Source organism: Paenibacillus spiritus (assembly GCF_008710135.1).
Classification (GTDB): Bacteria; Bacillota; Bacilli; order Paenibacillales; family Paenibacillaceae; genus Paenibacillus_AQ; species Paenibacillus_AQ glufosinatiresistens.
On sequence record NZ_VYKK01000014.1, the window covers coordinates 1 to 21295 of the forward strand.

Consider the following 21295-nt stretch of genomic DNA (forward strand, 5'->3'; position numbering starts at 1 on the left):
TCCATAAAAGGCTCGACCTTCGTCGAGCTGAACGTCCGAAAGATATCGAGCTCGGCTGAGCCGATCCTTTCGGACGAACAAGTTCGTTTGACTTGCTCATAAGATGAATCTGACGAGATGTTACTCTCGATATTTCACTCACTCGATGTTCAGTTTTCAAAGAACCATCTTGTCTGCTTTGACTTATCAGTGCGTCGCAGCGACCTTTATAATATATCACAGTCGGCAAGCAATGGTCAAGCATTTTTTATTTCTTTTTTTGATTCTTCTCTTGGAAGAGGCATGTTCGGCGCCGCCATCCTCAGAAGAGCCGTGTATTAATGTATCACAGATAAAGATAGTGAGTCAACTATCCAAATAACGTTATTTTCAGTCCGACCAGCATGGCGAGCCCCGGGACTCCCAGGACAGCGACACTTCCGATCGTTACGGGGTTAAGCGGTATATATACGCTGCCGAGCAACCCCGCAAAGTCCACCAAATACAGGCCGACGGCAGCCGCAATTAAATGAGTCGAAAAGGGGGCGAGCCAGCGCCACCCCAGCTTTTGCCGAAAGACGACCACCAGCAGCAACAGAACTGCACCCAGCATAACGGACCAAGCCAGCATCTTCATGGTTCTTCTCCTCTCTTCTTCTCACAGTCTATTCTCCGAGCAGCCCCTGTTCCGCGCTCAATTTCTTGGCTTGCTTCAATTGGATCTGGTATTTGCGTTCTGCGGCTTCAAGGATATAGATTGCATAATCGATCTGATCCTGTCCCACGGCCTCATCGAACATCAGATAGGCGCGTTCCCAGTCCATCCTGGCGGCATGGACATCGCGAACAACATGGCCCCAGTCTTCGGGCACCGCCTCTCTTTTACTCCGTCCAGCTGTCGATTCTTTCCTCCACCAGCACATCCGTGTTCTCCCCCTTTCGCCTGATCCAGCTTCGGCTTGTACCTTAATTCATTCATATCGGGGGGGCGCTCCGGTTAGAACCTGTCCGGTGAGAACGAAGCCGCAATCAAAAAAAGAGACCCCGAAGGGTCTCTTAAATTTCGTGCACATCTAAAAAGTCAGAACAGCTCACGCCTGCCTTCCAGCGCTTTGGACAGCGTCACCTCATCGGCATATTCCAAATCTCCGCCTACCGGCAGGCCGTGCGCAATCCGGGTGACTTTAATGTCGAATGGCCGGACGAGCCGCGAAATATACATGGCCGTCGCTTCACCCTCGATATTGGGATTGGTAGCGAGAATCAGCTCCTTGATGCGTTCGTCGCTCAGGCGGGTTAGCAGCTCTTTCAGGCGAATATCATCGGGTCCAATCCCTTCCATGGGAGAAATGGCTCCCTGAAGCACATGATAATACCCGTCGAATTCCTTCGTCCGCTCCATGGCGACCAGGTCTTTGGAGTCCTGAACCACACAGATTACCGATGCATCCCGGCTCTTGTCCTGACAAATCCGGCAGGGGTCGGTATCCGTAATATTGCAGCAGACCGAGCAGTAATGCAGATTTCGCTTCACGCTTACGAGCGCCTTGGCAAAATCAATGGTGTCGTCTTCCTTCATATTCAGCACGTGAAAAGCCAGCCGGGCGGCCGTCTTCGGCCCGATTCCCGGCAGCCGCGTAAATGCGTCGATCAGCTTGGCAAGCGGTTCGGGATAGTACAATGGCGTTCTCCTTTAAATTTCAAAAGTGGCAATCAGAACAGACCGGGGATCTTCATCCCTCCGGTGAATTTGCCCATATCGCTGTTAGCCAGCTCTTCGGCTTTGGTCAGAGCGTCGTTGACGGCGGTCATCACGAGGTCTTGCAGCATTTCCACGTCTTCCGGATCGACGGCTTCCGGTTTGATCTGGATGGACAGCACCTTCTTGTGGCCGTTGACTTCCACGGTAACTACGCCGCCGCCGGAGGTTCCTTCTACCGTCTTGCTGCCGAGTTCCTCCTGGGCCTTCAGCATTTGTTCCTGCATCTTCTTGACCTGTTTCATCATCTGATTCATATTGTTCATTCGTCATCTCTCCTTCAGTGGGCTAATAGGCTAATTGCGGTCAATCTTTTATGACAACAAGGTCTTCGCCAAAAAGCTGAATCGCCTCGTCAATCCAAGGTTCCGACTGCGTTGCTGCGGCTTCATGCTCATGCTCCAGCTTGAGCTCTTCCTTAACCGGAGGCTGCGCTGACTTGGCAGAGGCCTCATTCCAGTCGTGCAGCATCATCGTTACGAGCCGGTACGGCTTGCCCAGCCGGGCCGCCAGCACCCGCTCGATGACCTGCTTGTTGGCCGGCTTCTCGGTGGTCTCCCGGTGGATGGTGTTCTTAAACGCCACCAGCACGGCATCTTCGGTAACCGAGACCGGTTCTCCGTCCACGAACCAGGCGTGAACAGTGACCTTCTCTTCCTTGACGCCCTGAAGCACCGCGCTCCATTGCCGGAAGACGGTCTGGAAGTCGGCGCTCTCCTTGCCTGCGATGAAGCGGTCCATCTGCGGAGGGAGCTTCGCCATCGACGATGCGCGCGGCGCAGGCGCAGCCGCCTGGCTGCGGGCAGGCGCCGATTCGCGCCCTCCCGCCACGCCGCCCGAGCGGACAGCCTGCTCCAGCTTGTTCTCCAGCGCCGCGATCTGCTTCTTCAGGGCATCCAGCTCTCCGGCGCCCAGAGCGGCACCGGCCGCGGCAGCCGGAGCGGTTGCCTGCGCCCCCGAGTGGACGGCCGGCGTCTCCTGCAGGCTGCACAGCTTCATCAGCGCTACTTCAAACAGCGTCTGCGGATGGGTCGCGTATTTCATTTCGCCGAGATAGCGGTTCAGAATATCGACGATGCCGAACAGCCGGTCGCGGGAGAACGCGGAGGCGATGGACTTGAACTCCTCCGGGTTCAGAACGCGGTCGGTGAGGCGGTCGGAATTCGGAACCATTTTGATCATAAGCAGGTCTCTGAAGTAGTACAGCAGGTTCTCCAGACACTTGTCGGCACTCTTGCCCTCCTGCATCATCTGTTCCACCAGCTCCAGCAGCAGCCCCATATCCTCATCGAGGATAGCCTGGGCCAGACGGGCGAACTGTTCGGCGGGAATGCCTCCCGTCATGCCAAGCACTTCCTGATAGGTGACCCTCTTGTCTGTATACGATGCAATCTGGTCAAGAATGCTCAGCGCGTCGCGCATCCCCCCGTCGGAGAGACGGGCAATGTACTGGAGCGCCTCCGGTTCGGCCTCGATGCCTTCCTTGGCGCAGATTTCGGCCAGCCGCCCCGTCTGCTCCTCCAGCGATACCCGCCGGAAGTCAAAGCGCTGGCAGCGTGAAATGATGGTTGCAGGCAATTTATGCGGCTCCGTCGTCGCCAGAATAAACATGACATGCGGCGGCGGCTCCTCCAGCGTCTTCAACAGCGCGTTAAAAGCCTCCGTCGTCAGCATGTGCACTTCGTCAATAATATACACTTTGCGGCGCACTTCAGTCGGTGCGTATTTGACTTTATCCCGCAGATCGCGGATTTCCTCCACACCCCGGTTGGACGCCGCGTCGATCTCCTGCACGTCCATGACTGCTCCCGAAGATATTCTCTTGCAGGAAGGACATTCATTGCACGGTTCGGGGCCGTCCATCCGCTCGCAGTTGACGGCTTTGGCCAGCACCTTGGCAGCGGTGGTCTTGCCCGTTCCGCGCGGTCCGCTGAACAAGTAGGCGTGCGAGACCCGCTGTTCCCGGATCGCGTTCTGCAGCGTCTGAATGATATGCTGTTGTCCGACCATATCCCGGAACGATTGCGGACGCCAAGCCCGGTACAGCGCGATATGTTCCATTGGCACAACCCTTTCTTGACGGCCTCTTTCGTGAAGCTCATTACTTGTTCATTATACTATACTCCGGGTTTCTTGACCAAAAACAAAAAGCGTCTTCGCTGGCTGCAAAGACGCTTGGTTTCATTCCAAATTCAATCCAAAAATTAAACCGTGCACCTGTCATCGATAACCGCGATCCAAGCGGCAATCCTGATTGACTGCTCGGGCTAGGCCGCCCTTCGGCACAAGAGACAACCTGCTTATGGCTGCTTCCTTCCGGACCTGACCAGGTTCACAAGCGCTCATTGCGAAGGACCCAACCGTCAACACAGCAACCAGGGACCAGACCTCACATCGACAGTACCTCTAAACAGGAATTCAACCCCGCTATAGCGGATTGCGAGTTACAGGGCACCGCTACCTCCCCGTCTAGCACGGCGAAGTTAAGTATAGCGCACGTCCCGTCAAAAAGCAACCGCGCCGCAGACGGGGTCTGCTCCCTCAATTGGTCCTTATACGCTTGGCCTTCCAGTCCGCGCCATCAAAGGGATGCGGGCCTTCGGCGGGACGGTGACCGCTGCGCGGAAGCATAAAAACAAGCCCTTCGGCCGTAGGGCCAAAGGGCTTATGCGTCGGCTGCCCGGTGACGGGCAGATCCGGATTAGATGCCGTATTTCTTCTTGAAACGGTCGACGCGGCCGCCGGCGTCCAGGAACTTCTGCTTGCCTGTGAAGAACGGGTGGCAAGCGGAGCAGATTTCAACGCGCAGGTCCTGCTTCACGGAGCCGGATTCAAACGTGTTGCCGCAAGCGCAAGTTACGGTAACCATGTTGTACTTCGGTTGGATTGCTGTTTGCATTAGATTTCACCTCTTTTGCCCTGAACCTCAGGCGGGTCCAGAGTTAATATCAGACACATAATTACAGTTTAGCACGATTAAAACAAGGTGGCAATAGCCTTTATCCGCGCCCGGAAAGGCCACCCCGGCCCGGTCGGTTCCGGAAATCACAGCGGAATTCCGCCCAGCTTCGCTTTGGGGCGAGCCTGTCCCGCCGGAGGAACATGGGTGAAGGACCCGATCACCACTTCCGGAAGCTCCTCCCGGAAGATATCAAGCATGGTCTTCATTCCGAGAATTTCTCCGCGCGCCGGGGGAATCAATTCCAGATAGCTCTCGGGATCAATGTTCAGATTGCGCATTTGAATCAGCTTCAGCCCGGTTCTTCGGACAAATTCAACCATAGCTTCGATTTCTTCCTCCCGGTCGGTCACTCCCGGAAAGATCAGATAATTAATGGATGTATAAACACCCTGGGAAGCAGCATACTTCAAGGACTTCTCTACGTTGGCAAGCGTATAGCCCCGCGGCTTGTAGTACGCATTGTAATGATCGTCCAGCGCGCTGATCGTGCTGACCCGCATCAAATCCAGGCCGGCATCGACGATGCCGCGGATATGATCGCTGAGTCCCGCGTTGGTATTGATATTAATATAGCCCATATCGGTAACGGATCGAACCTCGCGAATCGCCTCGATAATCAGCTTCGCCTGCGTCGAGGGCTCGCCTTCGCAGCCCTGCCCGAAGCTGATGATGGACTGAGGCGTCTTAAGATGCTCCAGCATGACCTGAACGATCTCTTCCACCCGGGGGCGGAAGTTCATCCGGGTCTGCGGCGAGACAAATCCGCTGTCGTCGGGCTGCTCGGAGATGCAGCCGAAGCAGCCGGCATTGCAGGAATAGGATACCGGAACGCCGCCTTCCCAGCGGTTCAGGAAGGTGTTGGACGAAGTCAGGCATTCATAGCCAAGCGCACAGTTGGACAAATGTCCGTACAGCCGGTTGTCCGGGTACCGGCTTGTGAACGCCTCCACTCCGGCCTCGACCTCGCCGCGGTCGCAGTTGAGCGGATTCCATTGTTCCGGATTATCCGTCGGATCTGCCGCAACATAGAAGCCACCGTCTTTCCAGACCACGGCGGAATAGCCGAACAGCGGAAGCTTATAGTTCTTGTCAGTCTTGACGTAGCCCGGGAGACAGAGCCGCGTGAATCCTTGCGGCAGAAGCGCACCTACCGCCTGCGAGCCTTCGGGGAGGGGCAGCATTTCTCCGGTCTCGGGGTCCATTCCGACCGCGCGCGTGCAGGGCAGCCCGACCAGGGTAGCCCCGTCGGGGAGCGGAATCAGTTCTTCTTCCAGAATCTCAACAATCATATCCCCGCTGCGCGCCAATCCAAGCAGCTCGGGGTGATCGTATACATTGCCTTGTTCATCGGCATATACCAAATGCATAGGAAATCTCCTTAATCTCAGGTAGTCGTGGTGACGGAGGGCGTCTTCGGACGGGCAGGACGGCGTACAGCGGAAGCTCCGCTGTTCGAGGTCCCCCCGGAACTGGCGGTGCCGCTGGCCGAGCCATTATTGCCGGATGGCGGCTGCGCGTCAAAGGTCGCCAGGAATTCGGCGTTGGTCTTGGTGTTTCGGAGCTTCCGTAGGAACCCTTCGACGAAGTCGTAGGAGTCGTTCATGTTCTTGCGGATGCTCCAGATGGTATCGAGTTCGTCCTGGGCCAGCAGCACTTCTTCGCGGCGCGTTCCGGACCGGCGGATATCGATTGCAGGGAAAATGCGGCGTTCCGCCAGCTTCCGGTCCAGGTGAAGCTCCATATTGCCGGTTCCCTTGAATTCTTCATAGATAATGTCGTCCATACGGGAACCGGTGTCAATCAACGCTGTCGCCAGAATCGTCAGACTGCCGCCTTCCTCGACGTTGCGGGCGGAACCGAAGAACCGCTTCGGCCGGTGGAAGGCCGCCGGATCAATGCCGCCGCTCAGCGTCCGGCCGGACGGAGGCACCACCAGGTTGTACGCGCGCGCCAGACGGGTGATGCTGTCAAGCAGGATGACGACGTCCTTCTTGTGCTCTACCAGGCGCAGCGCCCGCTGCAGCACAAGCTCCGCCACTTTGATATGATTCTCGGGCAGCTCGTCGAAGGTCGAAGCGACTACCTCGCCTTTGACGGAACGCTGCATGTCGGTCACTTCCTCCGGCCGTTCATCAATGAGCAGCACGAACAGCTCAATCTCGGGGTTGTTGGCCGAGATACTGTTCGCAATCTCTTTCAGCAGCAGCGTCTTACCGGCTTTGGGGGGCGCAACAATCAGTCCCCGCTGTCCAAGGCCTACCGGAGCGAGCAGATCCATAATCCGGGTCGAAAGGTGATTCGGCGCATTCTCCAGTCGAAGCTTATCCTGCGGATACAGCGGCGTAAGCGCGGCAAAGTGCAGACGCTCGGCTGCTGTCGTCGGGCTCTCTCCGTTGACGGCATTCACCTGAAGAAGGCCGAAATAGCGTTCGTTCTCCTTCGGTGTCCGGCATTTACCGGAGACCAGGTCGCCGGTCCGCAGATCAAACTTGCGAATCTGGGAAGCGGATATATAAATGTCTTCCGGGCTCGGAAGATAATTGATGGGACGCAGGAAGCCGTAGCCTTCCGGCAAAATTTCCAGCACGCCTTCCATGAACATCAAGCCGCTCTGTTCGGCTTGGGCCCGCAGAATGGCAAAGATCAATTCTCGCTTTTTCATCTGACCGTAGTAAGGGATTTGATATTTCTTGGCCAGCTTGTACAATTCCGTCAGTTTCATTTCTTCCAGATCGGAAATTTGGAGATCCATTTAATAACCACCTATTCGATTTATATAAGTCAGCGAGCTGTTCTAGAATGAAGGAATACAAGCACAGACAGTCATTCCCGGATAAATTGGGATCTGGTGAAACGGTCACACAGGGACCATTGCATACAGAGGGTAAAAAACGAGGGTGTTCAAAATAGCAAGTATACAGTAAAAACGCCCATTAAGATAGCTTTACCCAAAAATGGAAGAGGAAATGCAGCAATTGATAAAAAAGAGGGGCAAAACGGTAGAAAAGGCTTAATCGTGGATGTCACTTTAGGGACCGAACGAAGCCGGCTATGGACCGTCCGCAGCCGGACGGCCGAAGCCCTATCAAGCAAGGAGAAGGGCCGAGGGAGGCCCTATCCTATTCCGTCTCCCGCCACACATTGGCGCCGAGGCTGTTCAGGTTATCGACCAGATGGTCGTATCCCCGGTCGATGTATTCCACACCCGTCACTTCCGTCACGCCTTCTTCGACGATCAGGCCCGCAATCACCAGCGCAGCGCCTGCGCGCAGGTCGGTTGCCTTGACTTTGGCGGCGTTCAGCCGGCTGCCCTCGATGATCGCCGAGCGTCCCTCTACCCGAATCTTGGCGCCCATGCGCACGAGCTCGGGAACATGCTTGAACCGGTTGCTGTAGACAAAGTCGCTCAGCACGCTGACGCCGCTGGCCTGCGTAAGCAGCGTAGTCATCGGGGATTGAAGGTCTGTCGGGAATCCAGGGTAAATCAGAGCCTTCACATCTGCCGGCTCGTAGACTTCCCGGCCTATAACGCGGATGCTCTCATCCAGCTCTTCAATGCCGACGCCCATCTCCAGCAGCTTGGCCGTCAATGCCTCGAGATGCTTCGGAATGACATTGTCGATCAACACGTTGCCGCGGGTTGCCGCAGCCGCGATCATGTACGTTCCGGCCTGAATCCGGTCCGGAATAATGGAGTGGCGGCAGCCATGCAGTTCGTCCACGCCTTCAATGCGAATCGTCTCGGTGCCTGCGCCTTTGATGACGGCGCCCATGGACACCAGCAGTGTGGCCACATCTATAATCTCAGGCTCTTTGGCCGCGTTCTCGATAATGGTAGAGCCTTTGGCCCGGGAGGCCGCCAGCATGATATTGATGGTCGCTCCTACGCTTGCAACGTCCAGATAGATCTTGGCGCCGCGCAGCTCCTTGGCATATAAGTGAATTGAACCATGGTCATTCGTAACAGTGGCGCCGAGCGCCTCGAATCCCTTGATATGCTGGTCGATCGGACGCGGTTCAAAGTTACATCCGCCCGGCAGGCCGATCGTTGCTTCCTTGAAGCGCCCGAGCAGCGCGCCCATCATGTAATAGGACGCCCGCAGCTTCTTCACCGGCCCGTTGGGCATTGGAATAGATACGATATGCGAAGGGTCGATTCTCATCTGGCTTCCCGACCGGGTAACGGTTGCGCCCAGCTCCTGCAAGATTTCGGAATAGATGGCTACGTCGCTGAGGGCAGGCAGATTGTCCAGCACTACCTCGCTCTCGGCCAGAATGGCCGCCGGTATCAAGGCGATTGCGCTGTTCTTCGCGCCGCTGATGGTCACCATTCCTTGAAGCGGACGCCCTGCGCCGATCATTAGTTTTTCCATAGTGTATTTGGTTCCCCCTACGTAAATGCCGGAAGCTAACCGGCGGCGGTACAAGTCAAAAGCCCGGGAGCTTCTCCCCGGCGTTCTCTTCAGTTTACCCCCAAATGCTCCCTGTCTGTCAAGCGCGGGGGCAGGAGATCCTCTCTACAAAAGAAGCGCCCTCCGAAAAACGAAGGGCGCTCTTGGTGAAAAACCAAAAATAAAGTCGACGATTAGGCTTTGTTGCTTGTGCCGAATTCGCGGATTTTGCCGATAACCGTCTGCTTGATAGCTTCGCGGCCCGGTTGAATGAATGTCCGCGGATCATACGCGTCTGGCTTGGCAGCCAGCACTTCACGAACCGTCTTCGCGAATGCAATCTGGTTCTCGGTGTTCACGTTGATCTTGGAGGTGCCAAGGGAGATCGCCTTGTCGATGTCATGCTTCGGAATGCCGGTACCGCCGTGCAGAACGAGCGGAAGCTTAACAGCGTCGCGGATTTCTTCCATTTCCTTGAACCCGAGGTTCGGTTCGCCATGGTAAGGACCATGCACGGAGCCGAGCGCCGGAGCCAGTGTATCAATGCCGGTCTCCTTCACGATACGTACACATTCGTTCAGGTCGGCATACTGAATGCCGCCGATTACGTCGTCTTCCTGTCCGCCTACAGTGCCGACTTCGGCTTCAACGGAGACGCCCTTGGCGTGCGCATATTCAACGACTTTCTTCGTCATGGCGATGTTCTCATCGATCGGATGGTGCGAACCGTCGATCATAACGGAAGTAAAGCCGGCGTCGATGGCTTCCTTACATTTCTCGAAGCTGGAGCCATGGTCGAGGTGAATGGCTACCGGCACCGAAATCTTCATATCGTGTACCAGACCTTCAACCATCTTCACCACTGTGTAGAAACCGCCCATGTGGCGGGCAGCGCCTTCGGATACGCCCAGGATAACCGGGGACTTCTCTTCTTCAGCGGCAGACAGAATCGCCTGCGTCCACTCCAGGTTGTTGATGTTGTATTGGCCTACAGCGTATTTGCCTTCCAGGGCTTTGTTCAGCATGTCAGTCATCGATACTAATGGCATGATTCATCCTCCTAAGATGGTTAGATTGCACCGCTTGTCTCAAGCCGGCATCCTATACAGGCTCATTATAGCACAACCCGTCTCAAATACTAAATAGAATTATCAAAAAAATGTCCCGGCGGGACGTATCGCCCCCACCCCTGTATACGGAGACATTCTTCTCTATTATTACCCAATTTCGGAATGTTACTGCTCCCCGTCAAAAAAGGGGCTCCTCTATGGAACCCCTGTCTTCTCTCTCTTCCCGCCTCTAGTGCAGACGGTCCGCCGAACTGCCTCGCAAATGCATGTTGACCGCAACGCGCATCTCGTCAATGTCAAAGGGCTTGGTAAAGTGCATGAGCGCCCCAAGCTTCGTCGCTTCCTTAATCATGTCCAGTTCTCCGTAGGCAGTCATCATAATGACCTTGATCTCCGGATTGATCGCCTTGATATGCTTCAAAATCTCCAGTCCGTCCATCCCCGGAATCTTCATGTCCAGAAGGACCAGATCCGGCGCCTCCGCACGCACAATGTCGAGCGCCGCCTTGCCGTTGGCGGCCTGATAGGTGCTGTAGCCGTCGCTGTTGAAGACCTCCATCAAAAGGATGCGTATTCCGTTCTGATCATCCACAATCAGTACTTTGTTGTTCTTCATCCGTTACCCTCCCAGAGTATAAGGCAGATTTGCTCCGATCCCTTGCGGCGCTTGGCGGTTCATGCTTCCGGAATGCACACGAAGAACTATTATTCGACTATCCCGGTTTTGAATCCTGCTTTTTGACAATTATGAGTAAAATTATATGAATGGAATCTGCATCCGGGGGATGAACCGACAAAAAAAGAGCCTTCCGCAAGCGGAAGACTCTGCTTAGGCAAGAGACAGGCTGTCTCTCTGCGGCCAAGGCTTATTGCTGCTCGGCGTGCGTCAGCGAAGCCCGGACAAATTCACGGAACAGCGGCTGCGGACGGTTCGGCCGGGAGGTGAACTCCGGATGGAACTGTACCGACAGGAACCAAGGATGGCCCGGCAGCTCGACGATCTCGACCAGGCGGCCATCCGGCGAGGTGCCGGAGATGACCAGCCCCGCCTTCTCGATAATATCGCGGTAGGCATTGTTGAACTCATACCGGTGGCGGTGACGCTCGTAGACCAGCTCGTCGTCATAGCATTCCATGGCAAGCGAGTCCGGAAGCAGCTTGCACGGATACAGGCCCAGGCGCATCGTTCCGCCCATGTCCTCGATATCCTTCTGTTCCGGCAAAAGGTCGATCACCGGGTACGGGGTAGCCGGATCAATCTCCGAGCTGTTGGCGTTCGCCAGACCGGCAACGGACCGGGCATACTCGATAACGGACACCTGCATGCCGAGGCAGATGCCGAAGAACGGGATCTGCCGCTCGCGGGCATAGCGAATGGCCGAAATTTTGCCCTCAATCCCGCGGTCTCCGAAGCCTCCCGGCACGAGAATGCCGCCTACGCCGCGGAGCAGCTCATCGACGTTCTCGTCCGTAACCTCCTCGGCGTTCACCCAGCGAATGCTGACTTCGGCATTGGCCGCAAAGCCGGCATGCGAGAGCGACTCCACCACGCTCAGGTACGCGTCATGCAGCGCCACATATTTGCCGACAATAGCGATCTCGACGTTCTTCTCCAGCTTCTGGATTCGCTCGAGCATCGCTTCCCATTCGGTCATATCCGGAGCCGGCGTCGTCAGCTTCAAGTGGTTGACCACAATCTCGTCCAATCCCTCGTTGCGCAGATTCAGCGGAACTTCATACAGGGTGGAGGCATCGCGGCATTCCACAACGGCATTGGCGTCAATGTCGCAGAACAGCGCGATCTTGGCCTTCATGTCCGGAGACAGCGGGTATTCGGTCCGGCAGACGATGACGTTCGGCTGAATGCCGATGCTCCGCAGCTCCTTGACGCTGTGCTGGGTCGGCTTCGTCTTCACTTCGCCGGCAGCCTTGATATAAGGAATCAGCGTAACGTGGATGTACATCACGTTCTCCCGTCCGATGTCGCTCTTGATCTGACGGATGGCTTCCAGGAACGGCAGGCTCTCGATGTCGCCGACCGTGCCGCCGATTTCGGTAATGACCACGTCAGAGCCGGTCTCGCGTCCGGCACGGAAGACGCGCTCTTTGATTTCGTTCGTGATATGAGGGATGACCTGAACGGTGCCGCCCAAATATTCGCCGCGCCGCTCTTTGCTGATTACGGAGGAGTACACCTTGCCGGTTGTAACATTGCTGTTCTTGGACAAGTTGATGTCAATGAACCGTTCATAGTGCCCAAGGTCCAGGTCTGTCTCCGCCCCGTCGTCGGTCACAAATACTTCGCCGTGCTGATACGGACTCATCGTTCCCGGGTCTACGTTGATATACGGATCAAATTTCTGAATCGTCACCTTCAGTCCCCGGTTCTTCAACAGCCGGCCGAGCGAAGCGGCCGTGATGCCCTTGCCCAGGGAAGACACAACGCCACCCGTTACGAAAATATACTTGGTCAATGCAATACCCTCCTAAATAAAGTCCATCACAATCTGGCGACGCATGATGTTTATCGTTACCCGTTTTGTCAATGGCAAAACGGGGGAATCCCAAAGTCCGACGAAGGAGCGAAGAACCCGTTCCCCGTCTTCAACAGGGTCTGTAAACACAAAAAAAGTGACACCGGTAGCACCGGGGCACTTTTTGAATGAACAACCCTATTTACTTGCTTGAAAAGCCCATGCAATAGTTTACATGGTGGCCCTATCCCTGTCAAGAACGCAATTTAAAGAAAAACAGCGCGGTCCTAGAACTCGTCTTCCTCTTCTTCAGCTGCGTCCGACTCTTCTTCTTCGGTCTCGTCTTCCGCCAGATCTTCGCCGTCCAGCTCATCCTCGTCCATGACCACTTCTTCGTCATCGACGCTTTCTTCGCTGTCGTCGTCGGAGTAGAGATCGTCGCGGTCTTCGTCCATCACGTCGAAATCTTCCTCGTCGCCGGAGTACGTATCTTCTTCCTCGGTGAAGTCGTCGTCTTCCAGATCGTCGTCGTCATCGTTAATGATGCGCGGACGCTTCGCATTGCCGATCGGATCGTCGGAACGCTCCAGCGGATACCAGCGCTTCAGGCCCCACAGGTTGGTGCCAACGCACGCGAACCGGCCGTCAATGTTGATTTCGGTATATAGCTGGGCAATGGTATCGTTGGTTTCTTCTTCGGTCATTCCGCGCAGCTTGGCCACTTCGACCATCAGGTCGCGGTAGTAAAACGGCGTATTGGCAGCCTTGAGAACCAGGAATGCCAGATCGACCATCGGCATTTCCTTCACTTTCTCGGGGTCCAGCTTCAAGTTCAGCGGCGTACTCACTTCAGGTACACTTCCTCTCACGCATTGTTCACGACTAAGTAAAACCTATTTGACCGCAAAAAGCAAGCACCAGTCCAGCCGCTTGCAGCCTGTCCCCTTCCGGGGTATACAACAGTTTATGGAAAAAACGCCTTCCCGGCCGCCGGGCGCGAAAAAGGCGGAGGAAAATCCTCCGCACCCGACTGTATCCGCCGGCCCGGGATTGCTCCCGCCTGCCGATGAGGCGAAGGAACGCACATGCTGCGCCCTTCCGCTACAGTGTATGTGCGCCTGCGGGGTTTGACACGAGAAGCGGCCTATTTCCGCCAAAAAAGGCAAGTTCCCATTCGGCTCTTGCGCCCTGCTCATACACTGTTGGCAGTATGGAGCAGGAGGGAGCGGCTGTAGCTATGGAGGATTACCGGTTTTGGCAGGACTGGATGGAGCAGACCCAGTCCGCGCCTGCGAACGGAGAGCGCCGCATCGTGACGTTCCGGGAACCCCGGCAGTATGCGGGAGCGCTGTCGCAGTGGCAGGCGCTCCGGCGGAAGCGGCCGCCCGGCGGTCAGGTCCGCGTCTCTTCGCTGATCCGGGCTTTTTTTGTGCCGGCTTCGGGCGCTTCGCTGCTGGCGAGGAAATACGGGGGCTCCGTCGCCGTGGAAGAGGACGTCCGCATCACGCTCCACGCGGCGGTCGCGCTTCCCCAACCCGGGGAGAAAACAGGCGCTTCGCTGCCCTGGGGCATCAAGGCCATCCGCGCGCCGCAAGCCTGGTCGAAATCCACCGGAGTTCAGGTTCGGGTCGGCGTCATCGACACCGGGGCGGACTTCCGGCATCCCGACCTGAAGCACTGCCTCGCCACCGGGGTCAATCTGCTGCACCGCGGCATGCTGCCGCTGGACGACAACGGCCACGGCACCCACATCGCCGGCACCCTGGCCGCGGCCGGAGGCCCTTACGGCATGATGGGCGTGGCGCCAAGGGCTCTCCTCTATCCCGTGAAGGCGTTCGATCACAGCGGGTCGGCCTATGTCTCGGACATTGTGCTCGGCATCGACTGGTGCGTCCAGAACCGGATGGATCTCATCAATATGAGCTTTGGCATGAAGACGCGCAGCAAGGCGCTGCATGATGTGGTCATCCGCGCGTACAAGGCCGGCATCCCCATCATCGCCTCCTCCGGCAACGACGGCAAACGCGGAGGCGATTACCCCGCCCGCTATACGGAGACGATTGCTGTCGGGGCGCTGGGAAAAGGCCGGCAGGTCGCGGGCTTCAGCAACCGCGGTCCTTACATCGACGTGTACGCTCCCGGCGAAGCCGTATCCTCCTGCTGGCTCAAGGAGGGCTACAAGGAGATGAGCGGCACGTCCATGGCGACGTCGCATGTGACGGGCGCGGCGGCGCTGCTGCTGGCGCTGCGCCCCGGTCTGTCGCCGCGCGAGCTCAAGCGGCTGCTCCGGCGTACCGCGCAGCCGCTCCGGCTGCGCGCGGGCCAGCGGCGCGCCGCGCTCGGCGGCGGCGCGCTCGATGCCCTGCGGCTGCTGCGCGCAGGGCGCAAGCCGGCCGCGGCGGGCAAAGCGCCGCGGCCCTAAACGCTCCTTCCGCCGGCCTTTGGCGGCGGAAGGAGCGCTCTCCCGGCCGGCGAAGCGCCGGGAGAACGCGCCAAGCCCCGCCCCCGGCGTTAGCCGCGGGGGCGGGGCTTGCGGTGTGCCGAGCGCAGGCTTACATGCGCTCGGGAGCGGAGACGCCGACGAGGCGCAGCACGTTGGCGATGGTCTGGCGCACCGCGCCGAGCAGCGCGAGGCGGGCTGCGGTCTGGGCGGCATCCTCGGTGATGACGCGCTCGGCCTTGTAGTAGCTGTGGAACAGCGACGCCAGCTCGTAGACGTACCGGATCAGCCGGTGCGGGGCGTAATTCTCGGCTGCCGTGTCGATTTCGGACGGCAGCTCGCCGATTTTGCGCAGGAGATTGAATTCATGCTCGCTGGTAAGCTTGCTGTAATCGACGCTCTCCGGGTCCGGCAGGGCGATGCCCTGCTCTTCCGCCTGACGGAATACGCTGCAGGCGCGGGCATGCGCATACTGCACATAGAAGACCGGATTCTCGTTGGAAGTCGAAATCGCCAGGTCCATGTCAAAATCCAGATGCGAGTCCATGCTCCGCATGGTGAAGAAATAGCGGATGGCGTCCACGCCGACCTCTTCCATGAGGTCCTCCATCGTAACCGCCTTGCCGGTGCGCTTGGACATCTTGACCTTCTCGCCGTCCTGGAACAGACTGACCATCTGGGCAATCAGCACCACGAGCTTGTCGGGATCGTTGCCGAGCGCCGACATGGCCGCCTTCATCCGCGGAATGTAGCCGTGGTGGTCGGCGCCCCAGATATTGATCATGCGGTCATAGCCGCGGCCGTATTTGTCGCTGTGGTAGGCAATATCCGGGGTGAGATACGTATACGTTCCGTCGTTCTTGATAAGAACGCGGTCTTTGTCGTCGCCGTATTTGGTAGTGTTCAGCCAAGTGGCGCCGTCCTGCTCGTACACTTCGCCGCGCTCGCGGAGATCGTCGAGGGAACGCAGAACCTGGCCGGTCTCGTACAGCGAAGTTTCGCTGAACCAAATGTCGAAGGAGACGCGGAAGCGGGCGAGGTCCCGTTTGATTTTGTCCAGTTCCTTCTCCAGGCCGTAGCTTCTCAGGAAGGCGGCGCGTTCGCCGGGCTCCATCTCCAGCAGCGCAGTCCCCTTCTCGGCGACCAGTTCCCGGGCAAAGCCCTTGATGTCTTCGCCGTGGTAGCCGTCCTCCGGCATCTCCGCCTGCTGTCCCAGCTCCTGGAGATAGCGGGCTTCAATCGACCGGCACAGATTCGCCACCTGATTCCCGGCATCGTTGATATAATACTCGCGCGTTACCTGATAACCGGCATAATCGAGCACATTGCACAGCGCGTCGCCGACTGCGGCGCCGCGGGCATGGCCCAGGTGCAGGCTGCCCGTCGGGTTGGCGCTGACAAACTCAACTTCAACCTTGCGGCCCGCGCCTGCGCCGGTCCGTCCATAATCGGCGCCCTGGCGGGCGACGAGCGGAATGACATCGTACAGGTACGCTTTGGACAGCGTCAGATTGATGAAGCCGGGTCCGGCAATCTCCGCCGACTGGATGCCCGCGGCATCCCGGTCGAGATGCTCCAGAATCGCCTCCGCGATTTGGCGGGGGTTCTTCTTCGCGATCTTGGTCAGCTGCATGGCGGCGTTGGTCGCCAGGTCGCCGTGCGCCTTGTCGCGCGGCACCTCCAGCACGATGGCGGGCATTTCTTCCCGGGCCACCAGGCCGGCTGCTTCCACCGCCCGGGCAATGGCTTCTCTCACCCGTTCTTCAATCTGATGAAGCGGGTTGTGGTCTTGTGTCGTCATTTCGGTTCCTCCTGTATATCCAAACTGATCGCAAATGATCCCGATGCTTCTCCATATACATACAGCTCATAGGTCCAGCTCGCCTGCAGCGAGCGCCCGGAGCGGACCATCTCCAGCTGTCCGGTCTCCGTCGACAAATTGAACTGCGTATAAGGCGAGCGATAAAAACCGGGCTGGCTTGCGCCTTCCCGGAACGTCTGCTTCGATTCTACCGCTCCGTGGCGAATCAGCTTGAGCTCGCCTTGGCCGGCCTTAATCGTCGTTCGTACCGATAGAGACTCGCCGCGCGGACCTTCACTCTTCTCCTCGAAACGGACATAGAGCTGGGTTCCCCTCTCAACGGCTTCGCCGGAAGCCCGAATTACGCTGCGCTGTCCGTCCCGGACGCTCTCCAGCAGGACGGCGACGGGGTAAGGGCGAGATTGTGGCTCGGACACAGCCTGTCCTCCATTCTGGCCGGGCCGCAGATCCGCCGCAGCGTCGTCCGCCGGCGGCACCGATCCTGAAGCCCGTTATCGCTTATCATTGTACACTATATCCAGTCACGGGCCGCAATTCAATCCCGGAACCCGCAGATTTCCTCATTGTATCACACCGGCGAAGCAGGCGGAACCGGGGAACGAACCGGCCGCTGAAATCCGGCAGCCGCGCCAAAAGACCGGAGAAAGCAGGGGGGCCACCCCTGCTTCCTCCGGCTGTGTCTACCCGAGTTCGGTATGTTACGTCTGAGCGGGGTCTGTGCTTGCCCGCTTCCGGTCTGTTACGTCTGAGTCGGGTCTGTGCTTGCCCGCTTCCGGTCTGTTTCTGGCGAGTTCGACCTGTGCCTGCCCGAATCGGGTCTGTGCTTCCTGCACCTGCCCCGCGCCCTACCGACCCCCGACCTCTTCCTCTTCCTCTTCCTCTTCCTCTTCCTCTTCCTCTTCCTCTTCCAGTGTGCCTACTCTTCCCGCTTGAGGAAAGAGAACTTCTTGGACCAGGTCATGCCGCCGTCACCCGTAGCATAGAGCGCCCAGCCCTTGGGCGTGTCCGCAGCCATCCAGCCTTCGTTCGGGCCTACAAAGGAAATGCTGCCGTCGTAACCCGGAAGCACTGGACGGTTGCTCCAGGTCAGGCCGCCGTCCGTGGAACGGCCGACGCCGATTTGCTCCCCCGCCGGCGAATAGCCCAGCAGGAACGCCACACCGCCGGAAGCGAGCGACAAGTTGCCCGGCTTCCCTGCAGCCGGTCCTTCCGTAAGCAGCGCAGGACCCGTTCCCGGAGCAGGGCCGCCTCCCGCGCTGTCCGCCGCGATAACACGTCTCCAGTGCGATCCGCCGTCCCTGCTGGCATAGAGCGAATACGAAGTCTGAGACATGCCGACGCCGCCGTACAGAACCGCCCATACCTGACTGCCGCGGATACGGATCTCCGTATAATAGGGGGAATCGAACGGGACCGTCAGCACCTTCTTCCAATGCTTGCCTCCGTCTGCGGTCTTCATCACCCGGTACCCGGTTCCCGGAACGACAACTGAGGCATATCCGAGGCTTCGGCTTGCGAAGGCGGCGCCCCGGGTATTGGCCGGAAGGGGCAGCTTGCTCCAGGTCGAGCCGCCGTCTCCGGTAGCGTAGGCAGACGCCCAATCGTAGGCGAATCCGGTGCGGCGGTCCGGAAAGTCGATTCGGCTCATCGTAAGGGGCAGCCCGTCGATCCGCTTCCAGGTGGAGCCGCCGTCCGCCGTGCGGATCAGATAGCGGCCCGTCCCGGAAGCTGTTGAAGCGAGGGCCCAGCCCTCCACATTATTGGGGAACTCGATGTCCGCGAACTGCCACTGTCCCTGATAAATCGTCTGAAAGCTGCAGCCGCCGTCCGAGGTCCCGATGAGAAATCCCGGTCCGGCCGCCCGGCCTATCCCTGCGCTCAGAAAATCCAAATCCGTAAAATGCAGCGCCGTGTTCTGTGCGGCAGCACTGGCCTGCAGGGACTGAAGCAGCCCGTGGTCTCCTGTACCGCAGGAAGCGGACGTCTTGGAAGCAGGCGCCGCCGAAGCCGTCAGAGCGGGGCTGGGCCCGGCGCCGCCGAGGATCAGCACTGCGGCAAGCAGGGCCTTCCAAGTGACGGCGGTTCTGCCGGAATGCCGGTTGTCTTTCTTCATTAGATACCCTCCCTGTCGTTCTTTCTCTCTGTTATACCCTCTGGAACCTGCTGCCGCCACCTTCGAGCGGTAACAAAAGAGCGTCAGTTTCTTCATGATTCCTTCGCCGCTTCTCTCCCGGCTGAATATCCCCGGCCGGCATTTCCCATAATGAATAGCAGGAACTTCCACTTTTGCCGAAAAGGAGCCTGACGCCATGGCCCATCGTACCGGTCCCTCTTCCGCCCGCCGCCGCCCGCTGCGCCGTCTGCTGCGGCTGGCCCTGGCCTTCACGCTGCTTCTGCTGCTGGGCGCAGGAAGCCTGCTCCTCTATTTGTCGCATAAAGACCTCCCGCCCATACCGGACGACCTGCGCTCCCGGCTGTACGACGTCCGGGGCGAGGAACTTGCGGTCTTCTCCGGCAGCGGCCAGACGCGTGATCCGGTTCCGCTGAACGCCGTGTCTCCTTATCTTATTCAGGCTACGCTGTCGATCGAGGACCGCCATTTCTATCACCACGCCGGGTTCGATCTCAAAGGAATGGGACGGGCCGTGCTGGCCAACCTGGAGAGCGGACGGCGTTCCCAGGGCGCCAGCACGCTGACCCAGCAGCTTGCCCGCAATCTCTATCTCTCCCATGAGAAGACCTGGACCCGCAAGATGCGGGAAGCCATGTATACGCTCCAGATCGAAATGAAGTACAGCAAGGACGACATTCTTCATATGTATCTAAATGAAATCTATTACGGTCACGGCGCTTACGGAATTGAGGCAGCCTCCCGCATGTACTTCGGCAAATCGGCATCGGAGCTCGATCTGGCGGAGAGCGCCCTGCTGGCCGGCATCCCGAAGGGACCGACCTACTATTCGCCATACGCGCATCCCGACAATGCCAAGCGCCGTCAGGAGCTGATTCTGTCAATTATGGCCGACCTCGGCAAAATCACACCCGAGCAGGCCAAAAGCGCCAAGGCTGAGAGCCTGGCGCTGAAGCCCCGCAGCGAGGGCGCCGCCGCGGCCGATCCGGCTCCCTACTTCCGCGATTATGTCGCGTCGTCGTCGGCGTCGCTGCTGGGGATGAGCGTCGATGAAATGGAGCACAGCGGCCTGCGCGTATACACGACGCTCGATCCCGACAAACAGCGGGCCGCCGAGACCGCCGTGGCCCAAGGCATGGCCGGCGCTACCGGTCTGGAGACGGCGCTGGTATCGGTCGATCCCCGAACAGGCTATATCCAGGCGATGGTCGGAGGGGTGCAGTACCGGACCAATTCGTACAACCATGCGCTGGCCGTTACCCGCCAGCCGGGCTCCTCCTTCAAACCGGTCATGTATCTGACTGCGCTCGCCTCAAAGGAAATGACCGGCCTGACCGTGTTCAACAGCCAGCCGACGCTGTTCCATTATGACCACAACCGCAAGACGTACCAGCCCCGCAACTTCGGGGACAAGTACCTGGGCGAGATTACGATGGGCCAAGCGATTGCGGCGTCGGACAATATCTACGCCGTGAACACGATGATGAAAATCGGCACGGAGCGCGTCATCGAGACGGCCCGGAAGCTCGGAATCGACAGTCCGCTCGGCAACGTCCCTTCTCTTGCGCTCGGCACGTCGCCGGTCAGTCCGCTGGAAATGGCCTCGGCCTTCGGCGTCATCGCCAACGGAGGCGCCCGTCTCCCGGTGACCGCCATTCTGAAGATCGCCGATGCCGACGGCCATACGCTCTACAGCGCCCCCACCCCCAAGGCGGAGCAGGCGGTTGATCCGGCCGCCGCCTATGTTCTGACCCGGCTGATGGAGGGCGTGTTCGAGACCGGCGGAACCGGCAACCGCGTTGCCTCGGTGCTCAAACGCCCCGTTGCCGGCAAGACCGGCACGACCGATACGGACGCCTGGATGGTCGGCTTCACGCCGGAGCTCGCCACGGCGGTCTGGGTCGGCTACGACAAAGGCCGGGAGATTGCAACGGCCGACGGACGGCGGGCCGCTCCGATCTTTGCCCGGTATACGGAGCAGGCGCTTGCCGGCGTTCCGCCCAAAATTTTCCCAATTCCGCAAGGGGTCGTCAGCCTCTATATCGATCCCCAGTCGGGCAAACTGGCCACAGCCGACTGCCCCGGCAAGAAGCTGATGGCCTTCATCGCCGGAACGGAGCCGAAGGACTACTGTCCGCTTCACGGCAAGCCGGCCAAGACGAGTCCGGCCGGACAGCAGGCGGCAGATGAAGAAGACCGCTCCTGGTGGAGCGACCTCAAACGCTGGTGGATGAATTAGCGGCCTCTGGCAGCCCGCCCCCGGAACG

18 protein-coding genes and 1 other RNA gene are annotated in these 21295 nt (G+C 58.6%); 2 read left to right on the top strand and 17 right to left on the bottom strand.

What is annotated here, in order from left to right; genetic code table 11:
* Positions 1–349: 349 nt before the first annotated feature.
* The 14 genes from F4V43_RS10620 to rpoE form a co-directional block, all read right to left on the bottom strand.
* On the bottom strand, positions 350–616 hold the full coding sequence (locus F4V43_RS10620; RefSeq protein ID WP_150458222.1) for a pro-sigmaK processing inhibitor BofA family protein: 267 nt from the start codon (positions 614–616) through the stop codon (positions 350–352).
* 28 nt (positions 617–644) lie between these two features.
* Positions 645–851 carry a DUF2508 family protein gene (locus F4V43_RS10625; RefSeq protein WP_223879853.1) on the bottom strand — a complete coding sequence of 69 codons (207 nt, stop codon included), beginning with the start codon at positions 849–851 and terminating at the stop codon, positions 645–647.
* A gap of 209 nt (positions 852–1060) precedes the next feature.
* Complete coding sequence (gene recR, locus F4V43_RS10630; RefSeq protein WP_150458224.1) at positions 1061–1660, bottom strand: recombination mediator RecR; 600 nt, start codon at positions 1658–1660, stop codon at positions 1061–1063.
* A gap of 32 nt (positions 1661–1692) precedes the next feature.
* A complete protein-coding gene (locus F4V43_RS10635) occupies positions 1693–2004 on the bottom strand; it encodes a YbaB/EbfC family nucleoid-associated protein (protein WP_150458225.1) in 312 nt (103 codons plus the stop codon).
* 40 nt (positions 2005–2044) lie between these two features.
* Entirely contained in the window at positions 2045–3799 is a 1755-nt protein-coding gene (dnaX, locus tag F4V43_RS10640) for a DNA polymerase III subunit gamma/tau (protein ID WP_150458226.1), read from the bottom strand.
* A gap of 148 nt (positions 3800–3947) precedes the next feature.
* An RNA gene (gene ffs, locus F4V43_RS10645) (signal recognition particle sRNA large type) lies at positions 3948–4216 on the bottom strand.
* Between the two features lie 223 nt (positions 4217–4439).
* Entirely contained in the window at positions 4440–4637 is a 198-nt protein-coding gene (gene rpmE, locus F4V43_RS10650; RefSeq protein WP_150458227.1) for a 50S ribosomal protein L31, read from the bottom strand.
* 146 nt (positions 4638–4783) lie between these two features.
* Complete coding sequence (locus tag F4V43_RS10655) at positions 4784–6067, bottom strand: radical SAM protein (protein ID WP_150458228.1); 1284 nt, start codon at positions 6065–6067, stop codon at positions 4784–4786.
* A 17-nt stretch (positions 6068–6084) separates the two neighbouring features.
* Positions 6085–7452, bottom strand: coding sequence for a transcription termination factor Rho (gene rho, locus F4V43_RS10660; RefSeq protein ID WP_150458229.1), 1368 nt, complete (start codon positions 7450–7452; stop codon positions 6085–6087).
* Between the two features lie 367 nt (positions 7453–7819).
* A complete protein-coding gene (locus F4V43_RS10665; protein WP_150458230.1) occupies positions 7820–9073 on the bottom strand; it encodes a UDP-N-acetylglucosamine 1-carboxyvinyltransferase in 1254 nt (417 codons plus the stop codon).
* 212 nt (positions 9074–9285) lie between these two features.
* Complete coding sequence (gene fba, locus F4V43_RS10670) at positions 9286–10140, bottom strand: class II fructose-1,6-bisphosphate aldolase (protein WP_150458231.1); 855 nt, start codon at positions 10138–10140, stop codon at positions 9286–9288.
* Between the two features lie 250 nt (positions 10141–10390).
* Positions 10391–10777, bottom strand: a complete 387-nt coding sequence (locus F4V43_RS10675; RefSeq protein ID WP_150458232.1) for a response regulator — start codon at positions 10775–10777, stop codon at positions 10391–10393.
* A 250-nt stretch (positions 10778–11027) separates the two neighbouring features.
* Positions 11028–12635 carry a CTP synthase gene (locus F4V43_RS10680; protein ID WP_150458233.1) on the bottom strand — a complete coding sequence of 536 codons (1608 nt, stop codon included), beginning with the start codon at positions 12633–12635 and terminating at the stop codon, positions 11028–11030.
* A gap of 287 nt (positions 12636–12922) precedes the next feature.
* Positions 12923–13483, bottom strand: coding sequence for a DNA-directed RNA polymerase subunit delta (gene rpoE, locus F4V43_RS10685; RefSeq protein ID WP_150458234.1), 561 nt, complete (start codon positions 13481–13483; stop codon positions 12923–12925).
* Positions 13484–13872: 389 nt separating this feature from the next.
* Between rpoE and F4V43_RS10690 the strand changes: the two genes are divergently transcribed.
* Entirely contained in the window at positions 13873–15057 is a 1185-nt protein-coding gene (locus tag F4V43_RS10690; RefSeq protein ID WP_150458235.1) for a S8 family peptidase, read from the top strand.
* A 130-nt stretch (positions 15058–15187) separates the two neighbouring features.
* On the opposite strand, the gene argS is transcribed toward F4V43_RS10690, so the two are convergent.
* From argS to F4V43_RS10705, 3 genes are all read right to left on the bottom strand, one after another.
* The gene (gene argS / locus F4V43_RS10695; RefSeq protein ID WP_150458236.1) at positions 15188–16876 is read right to left on the bottom strand and encodes an arginine--tRNA ligase; all 1689 of its coding nucleotides are present in this window, start codon (positions 16874–16876) and stop codon (positions 15188–15190) included.
* Positions 16873–17313, bottom strand: a complete 441-nt coding sequence (locus F4V43_RS10700) for a DUF1934 domain-containing protein (RefSeq protein WP_150458237.1) — start codon at positions 17311–17313, stop codon at positions 16873–16875. Before F4V43_RS10700 ends, argS begins: the two co-directional genes overlap by 4 nt.
* 500 nt (positions 17314–17813) lie before the next feature.
* On the bottom strand, positions 17814–19010 hold the full coding sequence (locus F4V43_RS10705; RefSeq protein WP_150458238.1) for a WD40/YVTN/BNR-like repeat-containing protein: 1197 nt from the start codon (positions 19008–19010) through the stop codon (positions 17814–17816).
* Positions 19011–19206: 196 nt separating this feature from the next.
* On the opposite strand from F4V43_RS10705, the gene F4V43_RS10710 reads away from it, so the two are divergent.
* Positions 19207–21267, top strand: a complete 2061-nt coding sequence (locus F4V43_RS10710; protein ID WP_150458239.1) for a transglycosylase domain-containing protein — start codon at positions 19207–19209, stop codon at positions 21265–21267.
* Positions 21268–21295: the final 28 nt, after the last annotated feature.

Coding starts and splice junctions, on each gene's coding strand:
- F4V43_RS10620 (WP_150458222.1), bottom strand. CDS start 616: ATGAAGATGCTGGCTTGGTCCGTTATGCTGGGTGCAGTTCTGTTGCTG.
- F4V43_RS10635 (WP_150458225.1), bottom strand. CDS start 2,004: ATGAACAATATGAATCAGATGATGAAACAGGTCAAGAAGATGCAGGAA.
- dnaX (WP_150458226.1), bottom strand. CDS start 3,799: ATGGAACATATCGCGCTGTACCGGGCTTGGCGTCCGCAATCGTTCCGG.
- rpmE (WP_150458227.1), bottom strand. CDS start 4,637: ATGCAAACAGCAATCCAACCGAAGTACAACATGGTTACCGTAACTTGC.
- F4V43_RS10655 (WP_150458228.1), bottom strand. CDS start 6,067: ATGCATTTGGTATATGCCGATGAACAAGGCAATGTATACGATCACCCC.
- rho (WP_150458229.1), bottom strand. CDS start 7,452: ATGGATCTCCAAATTTCCGATCTGGAAGAAATGAAACTGACGGAATTG.
- F4V43_RS10665 (WP_150458230.1), bottom strand. CDS start 9,073: ATGGAAAAACTAATGATCGGCGCAGGGCGTCCGCTTCAAGGAATGGTG.
- fba (WP_150458231.1), bottom strand. CDS start 10,140: ATGCCATTAGTATCGATGACTGACATGCTGAACAAAGCCCTGGAAGGC.
- F4V43_RS10675 (WP_150458232.1), bottom strand. CDS start 10,777: ATGAAGAACAACAAAGTACTGATTGTGGATGATCAGAACGGAATACGC.
- F4V43_RS10690 (WP_150458235.1), top strand. CDS start 13,873: ATGGAGGATTACCGGTTTTGGCAGGACTGGATGGAGCAGACCCAGTCC.
- argS (WP_150458236.1), bottom strand. CDS start 16,876: ATGACGACACAAGACCACAACCCGCTTCATCAGATTGAAGAACGGGTG.
- F4V43_RS10705 (WP_150458238.1), bottom strand. CDS start 19,010: ATGAAGAAAGACAACCGGCATTCCGGCAGAACCGCCGTCACTTGGAAG.
- F4V43_RS10710 (WP_150458239.1), top strand. CDS start 19,207: ATGGCCCATCGTACCGGTCCCTCTTCCGCCCGCCGCCGCCCGCTGCGC.